This window comes from Nocardioides iriomotensis (assembly GCF_004168035.1).
In the GTDB taxonomy this organism is placed as follows: Bacteria; Actinomycetota; Actinomycetes; order Propionibacteriales; family Nocardioidaceae; genus Nocardioides_B; species Nocardioides_B iriomotensis.
The window spans coordinates 223,835-237,531 of sequence record NZ_SDPU01000034.1 but is presented as its reverse complement, the minus strand read 5'-3'; the positions used below and the strand labels follow the sequence as shown (position 1 = coordinate 237,531).

Annotated in this window: 12 protein-coding genes and 1 tRNA gene; 1 reads left to right on the top strand and 12 read right to left on the bottom strand. The window is 72.4% G+C overall.

All coding sequences use genetic code 11. The annotated features are described in order from the left end of the window. Window positions 1–6: 6 nt before the first annotated feature. The 12 genes from ETU37_RS19570 to ETU37_RS19515 all read right to left on the bottom strand — a co-directional run bounded on the left by ETU37_RS19570 (window position 7) and on the right by ETU37_RS19515 (window position 13,520). Entirely contained in the window at window positions 7–666 is a 660-nt protein-coding gene (locus ETU37_RS19570) for an L-threonylcarbamoyladenylate synthase (RefSeq protein WP_129989026.1), read from the bottom strand. Between the two features lie 16 nt (window positions 667–682). Beyond that, window positions 683–1,537, bottom strand: coding sequence for a peptide chain release factor N(5)-glutamine methyltransferase (prmC, locus tag ETU37_RS19565; RefSeq protein WP_129989025.1), 855 nt, complete (start codon window positions 1,535–1,537; stop codon window positions 683–685). Continuing rightward, entirely contained in the window at window positions 1,534–2,622 is a 1,089-nt protein-coding gene (gene prfA / locus ETU37_RS19560) for a peptide chain release factor 1 (protein ID WP_129989024.1), read from the bottom strand. Before prfA ends, prmC begins: the two co-directional genes overlap by 4 nt. 107 nt (window positions 2,623–2,729) lie before the next feature. Next, a complete protein-coding gene (gene rpmE / locus ETU37_RS19555) occupies window positions 2,730–2,951 on the bottom strand; it encodes a 50S ribosomal protein L31 (RefSeq protein ID WP_129989023.1) in 222 nt (73 codons plus the stop codon). 146 nt (window positions 2,952–3,097) lie between these two features. Next, on the bottom strand, window positions 3,098–4,345 hold the full coding sequence (locus ETU37_RS19550) for a Bcr/CflA family multidrug efflux MFS transporter (RefSeq protein ID WP_240755841.1): 1,248 nt from the start codon (window positions 4,343–4,345) through the stop codon (window positions 3,098–3,100). Between the two features lie 154 nt (window positions 4,346–4,499). After that, window positions 4,500–6,302: a transcription termination factor Rho gene (gene rho / locus ETU37_RS19545; protein WP_420819120.1), complete on the bottom strand. Its 1,803-nt coding sequence runs from the start codon at window positions 6,300–6,302 to the stop codon at window positions 4,500–4,502. A 296-nt stretch (window positions 6,303–6,598) separates the two neighbouring features. Further along, complete coding sequence (thrB, locus tag ETU37_RS19540; protein WP_129989022.1) at window positions 6,599–7,504, bottom strand: homoserine kinase; 906 nt, start codon at window positions 7,502–7,504, stop codon at window positions 6,599–6,601. Then, entirely contained in the window at window positions 7,504–8,568 is a 1,065-nt protein-coding gene (thrC, locus tag ETU37_RS19535; RefSeq protein WP_129989021.1) for a threonine synthase, read from the bottom strand. Before thrC ends, thrB begins: the two co-directional genes overlap by 1 nt. Continuing rightward, window positions 8,568–9,869 carry a homoserine dehydrogenase gene (locus ETU37_RS19530; RefSeq protein ID WP_129989020.1) on the bottom strand — a complete coding sequence of 434 codons (1,302 nt, stop codon included), beginning with the start codon at window positions 9,867–9,869 and terminating at the stop codon, window positions 8,568–8,570. The genes thrC and ETU37_RS19530 overlap by 1 nt, the downstream gene beginning before the upstream one ends. A 98-nt stretch (window positions 9,870–9,967) precedes the next feature. Beyond that, window positions 9,968–11,368, bottom strand: a complete 1,401-nt coding sequence (gene lysA, locus ETU37_RS19525; protein ID WP_129989019.1) for a diaminopimelate decarboxylase — start codon at window positions 11,366–11,368, stop codon at window positions 9,968–9,970. A gap of 11 nt (window positions 11,369–11,379) precedes the next feature. After that, entirely contained in the window at window positions 11,380–13,047 is a 1,668-nt protein-coding gene (gene argS / locus ETU37_RS19520; RefSeq protein WP_129989018.1) for an arginine--tRNA ligase, read from the bottom strand. Between the two features lie 80 nt (window positions 13,048–13,127). Then, the gene (locus tag ETU37_RS19515; RefSeq protein ID WP_129989017.1) at window positions 13,128–13,520 is read right to left on the bottom strand and encodes a response regulator transcription factor; all 393 of its coding nucleotides are present in this window, start codon (window positions 13,518–13,520) and stop codon (window positions 13,128–13,130) included. A gap of 73 nt (window positions 13,521–13,593) precedes the next feature. On the opposite strand from ETU37_RS19515, the gene ETU37_RS19510 reads away from it, so the two are divergent. Next, window positions 13,594–13,665 (top strand) — tRNA-Arg (locus tag ETU37_RS19510). Window positions 13,666–13,697 lie beyond the last annotated feature (32 nt).

The following is a 13,697-nucleotide window of genomic DNA, read 5'->3' as shown; positions in this document are numbered from 1 at the left end:
GGGCGCCTACCCCTCGTCGACGATCGTGGCGCCGATCGGGGACACGATCTCGTTGAGACGTTCGAGCGAGACCGCCCCGAGGCGCAGCACGCGGCCGGTGTCACCGGTGACGTCGACGATCGTCGACGGCACCTCCCCGGCGGTGGGGCCCGAGTCGAGCAGCACCTCGACCTTCTCCCCCAGCATCGACTCGGCCGCGTCGGCGTCGGTCGCCGCGTTGAGGCCGGTGCGGTTGGCGCTGCTCACGGCCAGCGGCCCGGTGCGTGAGAGCAGCTCCAGTGCGACCTCGTGGTCGGGCATCCGGACCGCGACGGTGCCGCGGGTGTCGCCGAGGTCCCACTGCAGGGACGGCTGCTGCCGGCACACGAGCGTGAGCGGGCCGGGCCAGAGCTCCTGGATCAGCGCCCGCGCGTAGGACGGCACCCCGACCGCGAGGGCGTCGAGCGTCGTGGCCGCCGAGACGAGCACGGGCGGCGGCATGTCGCGGCCGCGGCCCTTGGCGGCCAGCAGGGAGCGCACGGCGTCGGCCGAGAACGCGTCGGCGCCGACGCCGTACACGGTGTCGGTCGGGAGGACGACGAGCTGGCCGCGCTGGACGGCGAGCGCCGCAGCGGCGATGCCGGCCTCGCGCTCGGTGGGCTCGTCGGTGGCGAAGCGGTTGCTCATGCGTCGATCACGGTCCTCATCGTGCCAGTCGCGCGGTCAGGTAGCGGTTGCGGCCCGCGAGGTCGTCGTGGTCGGTCACCTCGCGCCACCGGCCGGTGCGCCGGAACACCGCCGGCGCGACCTCGCCCTGCACGTCGGCGTGCTCGGCCCCGACGACGCCGCCGTCGCGCAGCAGCCTTGCGGCGGTCACCTCGAGCGCCCGGATCGCGTCGAGGCCGTCGTCCCCGGAGAACAGCGCGAGGTGCGGGTCGTGGTCGCGCGCCTCCTGCGCGACGGACTCATAGGCCTCGAGCGGGATGTACGGCGGGTTGCAGAGCAGGACGTCGACGGTGCCGTCGAGGTCGGGGAAGGCGTCGGCCAGGTCGCCCTGGCGCAGGTCCACGCCCGATCCGGCGAGGTTGCGCTGCGCCCAGACGAAGGCGTCCTCGCTCAGCTCGACGGCGTGCACGACCGCCTCGGGCACCTCGGTCGCGAGGCTGAGCGCGATCGCGCCGGAGCCGGTGCAGAGGTCGACGACGACGGGGGTGCGCCCCGAGGCGAGCACGTCGCGGGCGCGGTCGACGCCCCAGCCGGCGAGCAGCTCGGTCTCGGGCCGGGGCGTGAAGACGCCCGGGCCGACCGCCAGCTCGACGTACCGGAAGGCGGCGGAGCCGACCAGGTGCTGGAGCGGCTCGCGGGCCTCGCGCCGGCCCACCAGGTCCTCGTAGGCGGCGGCCTGCGCGGCGTCGACTTCGTCGGAGAGCGGCAGGTTGCCGCGGGTCGTGCCCAGCACGTGGGCGAGCAGCTCGGCGGCGTCGTGCTCGGGACTGGCCACCCCGGCCCGGGCCAGCCGGAGCGCCGCCCCCTTGACGAGTGCGCGGCGACCGGTCACGACGTCGACTGCTCCGGCTCCAGGGCGTCGAGGCGGGCGGCGAGGTCGGCCTCGACCGCGGAGGTGACGACCGGCTCGAGGTCGCCGTCGAGCACCGCGTCGAGGTTGTAGGCCTTGTAGCCGGTGCGGTGGTCGGAGATGCGGTTCTCCGGGAAGTTGTAGGTGCGGATCCGCTCGGACCGGTCGACGGTGCGGACCTGGGAGCGGCGCGCGTCAGAGGCCTCGGCGTCGGCGGCGTCCTGGGCGGCCTGCAGCAGGCGGGAGCGCAGGATGCGCATGGCCTGCTCGCGGTTCTGGAGCTGGCTCTTCTCGTTCTGGCAGGACACGACGATGCCGGTCGGCAGGTGGGTGATCCGGACCGCGGAGTCGGTGGTGTTGACCGACTGGCCGCCGGGGCCGGACGACCGGAACACGTCGATCCGGATGTCCTTCTCCTCGATCGTCACGTCCACCTGCTCGGCCTCGGGCATCACCAGCACCCCGGCGGCCGAGGTGTGCACCCGGCCCTGGCTCTCGGTGACCGGCACGCGCTGGACGCGGTGCACGCCGCCCTCGAACTTCAGCAGCGCGTACGGCGCCTCGCCGGGCTCGGGCGCGCCCTTGGCCTTGACCGCGACCGTGACTGACTTGAAGCCGCCGAGGTCGGACTCGGTGGCGTCGAGCTGCTCGGTCTTCCAGCCGCGGCGCTCGGCGTAGCGGGAGTACATCCGGAGCAGGTCGCCCGCGAACAGCGCGGACTCCTCACCGCCCTCGCCGGACTTGATCTCGAGGATCGCGTCCTTGGAGTCGGCGGGGTCGCGCGGGACGAGCAGGTGCCGCAGCCGCTCCTCGGTGGCGACACGGCGCTCGGCGAGCTGCTCGGCCTCCTCGGCGAACGACTCGTCCTCGTGCGCGAGCTCCCGGGCGGCCTCGACGTCGTCGCCGAGCTGCTGCCACTCGTCGTACGTCCGGACGATGGCGGAGAGCTCGGCGTACCGCTGGTTCAGCCGCTTCGCGAGCCCCTGGTCGGCGTGGATCGCGGGGTCGGCGAGCCGGGTCTCCAGCTCACGGTGCTCCGTGACCAGGCCGTCGACCGCCTCGAACACCGCTCCTCCTCTTGCTCCGGGTGGTCCAGCTCGTCGAGACCACCGCCCGTGACAAACAGACAGCGCCGGTCCCCTGTGTGGACGGGGAGCCGGCGCTGTCGCGGTCGCTACTTCTTGGCAGCGTCCTTCTTGGCGTAGCGGGCCTCGAAGCGGGCGACGCGGCCGCCGGTGTCGAGGATCTTCTGCTTGCCGGTGTAGAACGGGTGGCACTGCGAGCAGACGTCGGCGTGGATGACGCCGCTCTTCGCGGTGCTGCGGGTGGTGAACGTGTTGCCACAGGTGCAGGTGACCTGGGTGGACACGTAGTCCGGGTGGATGTCCTTCTTCATGGTTTCCTCTCGAGGTGCAGTCGCCGGGTCGCCGGAGCGCGAGTGCTCACGGCGTGAACCGGAACCAGCCATACAGTCTGCCAAACAACTGCGGCGCCGACCTAATTCCGCGACGTCGGGGCCGTGCGACGGGTGTCGGAACCCGGTCAGCGGACCGCCTGCACGGTCGGGTCGCGGCGGACGACGGCGAACATCAGCAGCGCCGCCAGCCCCGTCACGGTCAGCATCACCGCGCCCATCGGCGCCGCCGTCGTGCTGCCCAGCACGCCCACCAGCGGGGCGACCAGCGCGCCGACGCCGAACTGGACGCAGCCGAGCATCGCGGACGCCGTACCCGCCGCCTCGCCGTGCCGGTTGAGCGCCAGCGCCGGGGTGTTGGGCATCGCGAGGCCGGCCGAGGCGAGGACGACCATCAGCGGCACGAGGACCGTCACCAGTCCCCCACCGGCCAGCCCGGCCACCAGCAGCGCCACCGCCGCGGCCATCGAGACCAGGATCGCCCCGGTGAGCACGTTGGCCGGGCCGAACCGCCGGATCAGCGTCGGGTTGAGCTGCGAGGCGATGGTGAGCGCCGCGGAGTTGGCGCCGAAGACGAGGCCGAAGGTCCGGGCGTCCAGGCCGAAGCCCTCCTGGAGCACGAACGACGCCCCGGAGACGTAGACGAACAGCGAGGAGAACGACAGGCCGGCCACCAGCACGAGCGCGACGAAGGTCCGGTCGGACAGCAGCGAGCGGTAGGTGCGCAGCGTCGCGCCGACCCGCGCGGAGCGCCGGCGCTCGACGGGCAGCGTCTCCCGCAGTCCCACCAGCGCGACCCCGATCAGGACGACGGCCGCGCCCGCGAGCACGAAGAAGATGCCGCGCCAGTCGGTGACCTGCAGGATGAACCCGCCGATCGACGGCGCGACGATCGGCGCCAGGCCGATCACCAGCATCAGCCGCGACATCGTGCGCGCGACGGCGACACCGCTGAACAGGTCGCGCACGGTCGCCAGCGCGACCACCGAGATCGCGGCGCCCGCGAACCCCTGCAGCACACGCACGACGCTGAGCACCGCGATGTTCGGCGCGACCGCGCAGAGCAGCGACGCCAGCGCGTGCACGACGAGCCCGGCCAGCAGCGGCCTGCGACGCCCGAACGCGTCCGACAGCGGCCCGATCACGAGCTGGCCGAACGCCAGACCGCCGAGCATGCCGGTCAGCGTGAGCTGGACCGACGCCGCCGACGCGTCGAGCTCGTCGGCGAGCTGCGGGAACGCCGGGAGGTACATGTCGATCGTCAGCGGACCGAGCGCGATCAGGCTGCCCAGCACGACGATCAGCTGGACGTGCCGGCCGCGGCTCAGCCCGTGCGCGGGCGGCCGGGTCCGCGTCGTACCAGGGCGCTGGGTCACCGTCTCCACGTGTCCCCTCAAGTCCCCCGGCGTGTGGACTATTCCCGGCGTCCGGCGTGTCGGAGTCCCTGGTTCACCAGGGACTCCTGCGCTTCCAGGGCGTTGCAACGCCCTGGAAGTGCAGGAACAGGCCGGGAAGTTCTGTGGATAGTCGTCAGTCGTTGTGGCCGTGCCCGTGCTGCGCGTGACCGTTGCCGTTCGCGGTGGGCGTGGTCTTCTGCACCTGCATCAGGAACTCGATGTTGCTCTGCGACTTCTTCAGCCGCTCGAGCAGCAGCTCGAGGGCCTGCTGGCCGTCGAGGCCGGAGAGGACGCGGCGGAGCTTCCAGACGATCTGGAGCTCCTCCTTGCTCATCAGGAGCTCCTCGCGGCGCGTGCCCGACTGGACGGCGTCGATGGCCGGGAAGATCCGCTTGTCGGCGAACTCGCGGCGGAGCCGGAGCTCCATGTTCCCGGTGCCCTTGAACTCCTCGAAGATGACCTCGTCCATCTTGGAACCGGTCTCGATGAGGGCGGTGGCGAGGATGGTCAGGGAGCCGCCGTCCTCGATGTTGCGGGCGGCGCCGAAGAACTTCTTCGGCGGGTACAGCGCCGACGAGTCGACACCACCGGAGAGGATCCGGCCGCTGGCGGGGGCCGCCAGGTTGTACGCGCGGCCGAGGCGAGTGATGCCGTCGAGCAGCACGACGACGTCGTGGCCGAGCTCGACGAGACGCTTGGCGCGCTCGATGGCCAGCTCCGCGACCGAGGTGTGGTCGGTGGCGGGACGGTCGAACGTCGACGCGATGACCTCGCCCTTCACCGTGCGCTGGAAGTCGGTGACCTCCTCCGGACGCTCGTCGACGAGGACGATCATCAGGTGGCACTCGGGGTTGTTGGTCGTGATCGAGTTGGCGATCGACTGCATGATCATCGTCTTGCCGGCCTTGGGCGGGGAGACGATGAGGCCGCGCTGGCCCTTGCCGATCGGGGCGGCGATGTCGATGACGCGGCCGATCAGGTTGGTCGACTCGGTCTCCAGGCGCAGCCGCTCGGAGGCGTACAGCGGGGTGAGCTTCTGGAACTCCACCCGGTGCTTGGCACCCTCCGGGTCGCCACCGTTGATGGTGTCGATCCGGACCAGCGGGTTGAACTTCTCCTTGCGCTCCCCCTCGCGCTGCTGGCGCACCTGGCCGGTGACCGCGTCGCCGCGGCGCAGGCCGAACTTGCGCACCATCGACAGCGAGACGTACACGTCGTCGGGGCCGGGCAGGTAGCCGCTGGTGCGGACGAACGCGTAGTTGTCGAGCACGTCGAGGATGCCGGCGACCGGCAGCAGCACGTCGTCCTCGAGGATCTGGGTGTCCGGCTCGCGGCCGCCGCTGCTGCGCTGGTTGCTGCTGGTGGGGCGCTCGCGGTCCCGGTCCCGGCCGCGGCGGCGACGGTTCCGGCGGCTGCCGCCGTCGTCGTTGCCCTGGTTCTGCTGCTGACCGCCGCGGTCGTTCTGCTGCTGACCACGGTCGGCACGGTCGTTCGGCTGGCCGCCGCGGTCGTTCTGCTGGCCGCCGCGGTCCTTCTGCTCGGCCTGCTCGGGCTGCCCGGACTTGCCGGACTGCTCGGGGCGCTTGTCGGACTGCTCGGTCCTGGTGTTGTTCTTGTCAGCCTTCTCGGCCTGCGCGGCCTTCTCCGGCTTGTCGGTCTTCTCGGTCTTGTCGGCGCGGTCGTTCTTCGGCGCCTTCGCGGGCCGGTCGCCCGCGTCGTCCTGGCTCGCCTTCGCCGCGGAGCGGTCCGGCTGGCCGCCGCCCTGGGCGGCCCGGATGGCGTCGATCAGCTGGCTCTTGCGCATGCCGCCGGCGCCCTTGATACCCAGCCCACCGGCGAGCTGCTTGAGCTCGGGGAGCAGCATCCCGCTCAGTCCGCCCGCACGCTTCTTGGCGGCGGGGGCGGTCTCGGGGATGGGGGTGGTCGTGTCGGTCACGTGAGGTCCTTCCCACGTCCAGGCCGGTCGGGAGACACCCGAGCGGCCGTGTGTTGGTCGATCCCGTCGCAGAGCGCCACGGCGACGCGTCGCACGCGTCGCGTGAAGTAGAGCGAGAGGAAGAGTGCGCTCGGAGAGGGATCGTGGGAGCTGGATCGGAAAGCTCGGACCGTGGGACCCCACGATTCGCTCGCGCAGCGGCAGACTAACACCATCGGGTACGGCGGTCCGCAACTGTTACAACACCGACACACCGCGCGCTGTTCCCGCGAAGAGTCCCGCGAATGCTCGCCGGATCAGCCCTCCGTGACGACGGCGCCCTGCGACTCGACCGCCAGGGTGTGCACCCGCCAGCCGTCCGGAACCCGCGCCGCGACGCCCGCCTGGGCGAGCGGGTCGGTCAGCACGAGCACGGTCGGGCCCGCCCCCGACACGAACGCGGGAAGCCCGTCGGCGCGCAGCTCCTTGACCAGGGCGGCCGTGCCCGGCATGGCGGGCGCCCGCTGGTCCTGGTGCAGCCGGTCCTCGGTCGCCTCGAGCAGCAGCTCCGGCCGCCCGCCGAGCGCGGCGACCAGCAGCGCGGCCCGGCCGACGTTGAAAGCCGCGTCCGCGTGCGGCACCTGGGCCGGGAGCAGACCGCGCGCGACCGTCGTCTCGACGGGGTCGGGCGGGACGAACGCGACCGCGGCGACCCGCGGGTCGACCGACGCGTTGGTGGCGTGGAACCGGCCGCCGCTCCCCCAGGCGACGGTGAACCCGCCGAAGAACGCGGGCGCCACGTTGTCCGGGTGGCCCTCGATCTCGGCGGTGAGCGCGAAGACCGCGTCGTCGTCCATCAGCAGCGACCCTCCGCCGACCAGACCGCGCGCGGCGCAGACGCCGGCGACGATCGCGGCGGACGACGAGCCGAGCCCGCGGCCGTGCGGGATGACGTTGTCGCAGGTGAGCCGGATCGACGGGGTGCCGCAGCCCATCGCGTCGAACGCGCGCTGCATGGCGCGGCGGACGAGGTGGCTGTCGTCGAGGGGTACGGCGCCCGCCCCCTCGCCGCGTACCACGACCGAGCCCGGGCCGTCGACGACCTCGGCGGTGACGGTGTCGCGCAGGCTCAGCGCGAGGCCGAGGGCGTCGTACCCGGGGCCGAGGTTCGCGCTGGTGGCGGGCACGGTGACGGTGACCGGTCCGGGAAGCAGGGTGGGCATCAACGCAGTCCCGCGGCCGCCGCGGCGGCGTCGACGTCGGCGTCGACGACGGTGTCGACGAGGTCGGTGAACGTGGACAGCGCGGTGTCGATGTCCTTGAGGCCGTGGCCGGTGACGGTGACGACGACCTGCCGGCCGGCGTAGGAGACGCCGTCGGCGTGGTCGCGGAGGAGGCCGGCGACGCCGGCGGCCGACGCGGGCTCGACGAAGACGCCGTCGCGCGCGGCCAGCTCGCGCTGCGCGGCGAGGATCGCGTCGTCGTCGATCGCGCGGAACGAGCCCTCGGACTCGTCGCGCGCGGCCACCGCGAGGTGCCAGGACGCCGGGTTGCCGATGCGGATCGCGGAGGCGACCGTCTCGGGGTGGGCGACCGGCTCGCCGAGGACGAGGGGGGCGGCACCGGCGGCCTGCCAGCCGAGCATGCGCGGGCGGCGGCTGCTGGCCCCGGCCTTCTCGGACTCGACGTAGCCCTTCCAGTACGCCGACACGTTGCCGGCGTTGCCCACCGGCAGCACGTGCAGCTCGGGGGCGTCGCCGAGGAAGTCGACGATCTCGAACGACGCGGTCTTCTGGCCCTCGAGGCGCATCGGGTTCACGGAGTTCACCAGGGCGACCGGGTAGTGCTCGGCCAGCTCGCGCGACATCCGCAGGCAGTCGTCGAAGTTGCCGCGCACCATGATCACCTGGGCGCCGTGCACGATCGCCTGGGCCAGCTTGCCGGCGGCGATCTTGCCCTGCGGCACCAGCACGAGCGGCTTGATCCCGGCCTTGGCGGCGTAGGCCGCCATCGACGCCGACGTGTTGCCGGTCGACGCGCAGACCACCGCCTCGGCGCCCTGGCCGACGGCGACGGACAGGGCGACGGTCATGCCGCGGTCCTTGAAGGACCCGGTCGGGTTGTCGCCCTCGACCTTGAGCCACACCTCGGCGTCGAGCAGGCCGGACAGCCAGCGGCTGTCAACCATCGGGGTGCCGCCCTCGCGCAGCGTGATGGTCGGGGTGCCCTCGGGCAGCGACATCCGGTCGCCGTACTCCTCGAGGACGCCCCGCCACTGGTGTGCCATCAGAAGTCGCCCTCCACGCGCATGACGGACGAGACGTCGTGGACGAAGTCGAGCTTGCGCAGGGTGTCGACGGTGGCGGCGAGCGCGGAGTCGGCCGCGCGGTGCGAGACGACGACGAGCTGGGCGTCGTCGCCGTGACCCTCCTGGCGGACGGTCTGGATCGACACCTGGTGCGCGGCGAAGGTCTGCGCGACCTGGGCCAGCACGCCCGCGCGGTCGTCGACGTCGATCGCCACGTGGTAGCGGGTCTCCGTCTCGCCCATCGGCAGCACGTCGAGGTCGGCGTAGGCCGACTCCCCCGCGCCGCGCACGTCGTTGAGCCGGTTGCGCGCGACGGTGACCAGGTCACCCAGGACGGCGGACGCCGTGGGTGCGCCGCCGGCGCCGGGGCCGTAGAACATCAGCTGGCCGGCGGCCTCGCTCTCGACGAAGACCGCGTTGAACGCCTCGCGGACGCTGGCGAGCGGGTGGCTCCTCGGGATCATCGCCGGGTGCACGCGCGCGGAGACGGCCGGGCCGTCGGGGCCCTCGCGCAGCTCGCAGATCGCGAGCAGCTTGACGACGCAGCCCATCTCGCGGGCGGAGGCGACGTCGGCGGCGCTGACCTCGCTGATGCCTTCGCGGTAGACGTCGGCCGCGGTGACCCGGGTGTGGAACGCCAGGCTGGCGAGGATCGCGGCCTTGGCGGCGGCGTCGTAGCCCTCGACGTCGGCGGTGGGGTCGGCCTCGGCGTACCCGAGCGCCTGCGCCTCCTCGAGCACCTCGGCGAAGCCGCTGCCGAGGGTGTCCATCTTGTCGAGGATGAAGTTGGTCGTGCCGTTGACGATGCCGAGCACCCGGGTGACCCGGTCACCGGCGAGCGACTCGCGCAGCGGGCGGAGGATCGGGATGGCGCCCGCCACCGCCGCCTCGAAGTAGAGGTCGCGCCCGGCCTTCTCGGCCGCGGCGAACAGCGTGCTGCCGTCCTCGGCGAGCAGGGCCTTGTTGGCGGTGACGACGGAGGCGCCGTTCTCGAGCGCCGCCAGGATCAGCGCGCGGGACGGCTCGATGCCGCCGATCACCTCGATCACCAGGTCGACGTCGTCGCGGGCGACGAGCCCGGCGGCGTCGGTGGTGAGGAGCTCGGCCGGGACCTCGGCGTCACGCTGCAGCTCGGGGCGGCGTACGGCGACGCCGACGAGCTCGATCGGCGCACCCACGCGGGCCGTGAGGTCGTCGGCCTGCTCGCGCAGCAGCCGCACGACCTGGCTGCCGACCGAGCCGCAGCCGAGCAGGGCCAGCTTCAGTGGTGGGGCCGACACAGCGGGCTCACCCTCTTTCTTCCCGTGGTTCTGGGGTCCGGCCCTTCATCTTGGGCCATCCCGCCGCCGCGGCGCACGAGTCTCCGGTCTCCGAGACGTCACCCGACGTCGGTCGCGAGCAGGTCGTCCTCGGTCTCGCGGCGCAGCAGCACCGTCGCGCGACCGTCGCGCACCGCGATCACGGGCGGCCGCAGCGCGTGGTTGTAGTTGCTGGCCATCGAGCGGCAGTAGGCGCCCGTGCCCGGCACGGCCAGCAGGTCGCCGGGTGCGATGTCGGCGGGCACGAACTCGTCCTTGACCACGATGTCACCGGCCTCGCAGTGCTTGCCGACCACGCGGCCCAGCACCGCCGGGGCGTCGGAGTGACGGGACGCGAGCGTGCAGGAGTAGTCGGCGTCGTACAGCGCGGTGCGGATGTTGTCGGACATCCCGCCGTCGACCGAGACGTAGGTGCGCACCGCTCCCGCGTCGAGCCCGACCGGCTTGACCGTGCCGACCTCGTAGACCGTGCACATCGCCGGCCCGACGATGGCGCGGCCGGGCTCGACGGACAGCTGCGGCACGGGTACGTCGAACGCCCGGCACTCGTGCTCGACGATCTTGGTCAGCTCGGTGGCGAGCTGCGCCGGGTCGGACGGGTCGTCCTGGGTGGTGTAGGCGATGCCGAAGCCGCCGCCGAGGTCCATCTCGGGCATCGACACGCCGAGCTCGTCGGAGACCCTCGCGTGCAGGGTCAGCACGCGACGTGCCGCGACCTCGAAGCCGGAGGTGTCGAAGATCTGGCTGCCGATGTGGGAGTGCAGGCCGCGCAGGTCGAGGCCGGCCGCCTCCTGCACCTGCCGGACCGCCTCGAACGCGTCGCCGGAGGAGATGGAGAAGCCGAACTTCTGGTCCTCGTGCGCGGTGGCGATGTACTCGTGGGTGTGCGCCTCGACCCCGGCGGTCACCCGGACCATCACCGGCGCGGTGCGGCCGGTCTCGGTGGTGACGGCGGCCAGCCGCTCGATCTCGGTGAAGGAGTCCAGGACGATCCGGCCCACGCCGGCGTCGACCGCGCGGCGCAGCTCAGGGACGGTCTTGTTGTTGCCGTGGTAGCCGATCCGGGCCGGGTCGACGCCGGCGCGCAGCGCCACGGTCAGCTCCCCGCTGGAGCAGACGTCGAGGCACAGGCCCTCCTCGGCGACCCAGCGGGCGACCGCCGTACAGAGGAAGGCCTTGCCGGCGTAGTAGACGTCGTAGTCGGCGAACGCCTCCCGGAACGCCCGGGCGCGGGCCCGGAAGTCGGCCTCGTCGAGGACGTAGGCCGGCGAGCCGTGCTCGGCGACCAGGTCGCGCAGGTCGACGCCGCCGACCTCGAGGGCGCCGTCGGCGTTCTTGCGGGCCGTCGACGACCAGAGCAGCGGGACGAGCGCGTTGACGTCGCCGGGCTCGCGCAGCCAGGAGGGGCCACGGAGTGCCCCGTCGGCGTGCGCCCAGCCGGCCTCGTGGGAGACGGGCACGGTTCTCCTTACTACATGCGCTCGGGCGCGGAGACGCCGAGCAGGTGCAGTCCGTTGGCGATGACGGTCTTGGTGGCCTCGACGAGCAGCAGCCGGGCGGCGTGGATCGGCGCCGGCTCCTCGTCGCCCATCGGGAGCACGCGGCAGGCGTCGTAGAACTTGTGGAAGCTCGACGCGGTGTCCTCGAGGTAGCGCGCGACCCGGTGCGGCTCGCGCAGCTGCGCGGCCGCGGCCACCACGCGCGGGAACTCGGCGAGCGCCCGCAGCAGGTCGCCCTCCTTCTCGTGCGAGAGCAGCGACGGGTCGAACGCATCGCCACGCGCCGCGGACAGGCCGAGGTCGGCGGCGTTGCGCAGGATCGAGGCGAGCCGCGCGTGGGCGTACTGCACGTAGAAGACCGGGTTGTCGTTGGTCTGCTTGGCCCACAGGTCGAGGTCGATGTCGATCGTGGTGTCGGAGGTGTAGCGGGCCAGCGCGTAGCGCGACGCGTCCACCCCGATGGCGTCGACCAGGTCGTCGTGCCTGACCACGGTGCCCGCCCGCTTCGACATCCGCAGCGGCTGGCCGTCCGAGAGCAGGTTGACCATCTGCCCGATCAGGATCTCGAGGTTCTCGCCCGGCTTGTCGCCGAACGCGGCGCACATGGCCATCATCCGGCCCACGTAGCCGTGGTGGTCGGCCCCGAGCATGATCAGGCAGCGGTCGAAGCCGCGCTCGCGCTTGTCGAGGTAGTAGGCGAGGTCGCCGGACAGGTAGGCGCCCTTGCCGTCGGACTTGATGATCACGCGGTCCTTGTCGTCGCCGAACTGCTCGGTCGACAGCCAGAGGGCGCCGTCCTTCTCGTAGGTGTTGCCCAGGTCGGTCAGCCGCTCGACGGCGCGCTTCACGGCCCCGGACTCGTGCAGGTTGTTCTCGTGGAAGTAGACGTCGAAGTCCACGCCGAACTCGTGCAGCTTCTGCTTGATCTCGTCGAACATCAGGTTGACGCCGACGGACCGGAAGACCTCCTGCGCCTCGTCGTCCGGCAAGTCGAGCACGCGCGGCTCGGTCTGCATCACCTGCTGGGCGATGTCGGCGATGTACGCCCCGCCGTACCCGTCCTCGGGGGTCGGCTCACCCTTGGCGCTGGCCAGCAGCGACGTGGAGAAGCGGTCGATCTGGGCACCGTGGTCGTTGAAGTAGTACTCCCGCGTCACGTCGGCGCCGCTGGCCTCGAAGATCCGGCCGAGCGCGTCGCCGACGGCGGCCCACCGGGTGCCGCCGAGGTGGATCGGCCCGGTCGGGTTGGCGGAGACGAACTCGAGGTTGACCTTCTCGCCGGCCATCAGGTCGCTGCCGCCGTACGCCGCACCGGCCTCGACGATCTGGGCCGCCAGGGCGCCCTGGGCCGCGGCCTCGACGGTGATGTTGAGGAAGCCGGGACCGGCGATGTCGACCGCGGCGATCCCCTCGGTGGCGCGCAGCCGGTCCGCGAGCAGGCCGGCGAGGTCGCGCGGCGGGAGGCCGGCCTTCTTGGCCAGCTGGAGGGCGACGTTGGTGGCGTAGTCGCCGTGCTCCTTGCTCTTCGGTCGCTCCACCACCACGCTCGCCGGCACGGCGTCGGGGAGGGTCAGCGCGCCGGAGTCCACGAGGTCCGTGAGCGCGCCGACGATGGCGGTCGAGAGCTGTTCAGGGGTCACCGAACCAGGGTATCGACGCGCCGTGCCCGCTCCGCTACCGATATCGGTATGCGAGGCGTGACCTCCGGCTCACCGGCCCCTCAGTCCACGACCGGGGCGCCGCCCGTGAGCCGCTGGATCGTGGCCAGGAGCTCGGCCGGCTCGAACGGCTTGGCGAGGAACCCGTCGACGCCCAGCAGCTCGCCCCGCGCGCGGTCGGCGGCCGACGCGCGGCCGGTCACCAGCACCACCGGGATGTCGGCGGTGTCGGGGTCGGAGCGCAGCCGCTCGATCGTCGAGAACCCGTCGAGCCGCGGCATCATCACGTCGAGGGTGATCACGTCGGGCCGCTGCCGGGCGACCGCCGCCAGGGCCTCCTCGCCGTCGCCCGCCCGGTCGACGTCGTACCCCTCGAGCTCGAGGTTGACGGCGATCAGCTCACGGATCGCGGGGGCGTCGTCGACGACCAGCACGCGCCCCCGAGGCGGCGTCATCGGGCCATCACCTCGGTCAAACCCCCGGTCCGTCGTAGGAGCCACGTTCATGTACGCTTTCGGCGCATCCCGAGCCCCCGTAGCTCAGGGGATAGAGCACCGCCCTCCGGAGGCGGGTGCGTAGGTTCGAATCCTACCGGGGGCGCCGTTCCTTTTACGGCCGATTCCTACGCACAT

Excerpts from the sequence above, each read along its gene's own strand:
- ETU37_RS19570 (WP_129989026.1), bottom strand. The coding sequence starts at position 666 with ATGAGCAACCGCTTCGCCACCGACGAGCCCACCGAGCGCGAGGCCGGC.
- ETU37_RS19515 (WP_129989017.1), bottom strand. The coding sequence starts at position 13,520 with ATGACGCCGCCTCGGGGGCGCGTGCTGGTCGTCGACGACGCCCCCGCG.
- thrB (WP_129989022.1), bottom strand. The coding sequence starts at position 7,504 with ATGCCCACCCTGCTTCCCGGACCGGTCACCGTCACCGTGCCCGCCACC.
- thrC (WP_129989021.1), bottom strand. The coding sequence starts at position 8,568 with ATGGCACACCAGTGGCGGGGCGTCCTCGAGGAGTACGGCGACCGGATG.
- rpmE (WP_129989023.1), bottom strand. The coding sequence starts at position 2,951 with ATGAAGAAGGACATCCACCCGGACTACGTGTCCACCCAGGTCACCTGC.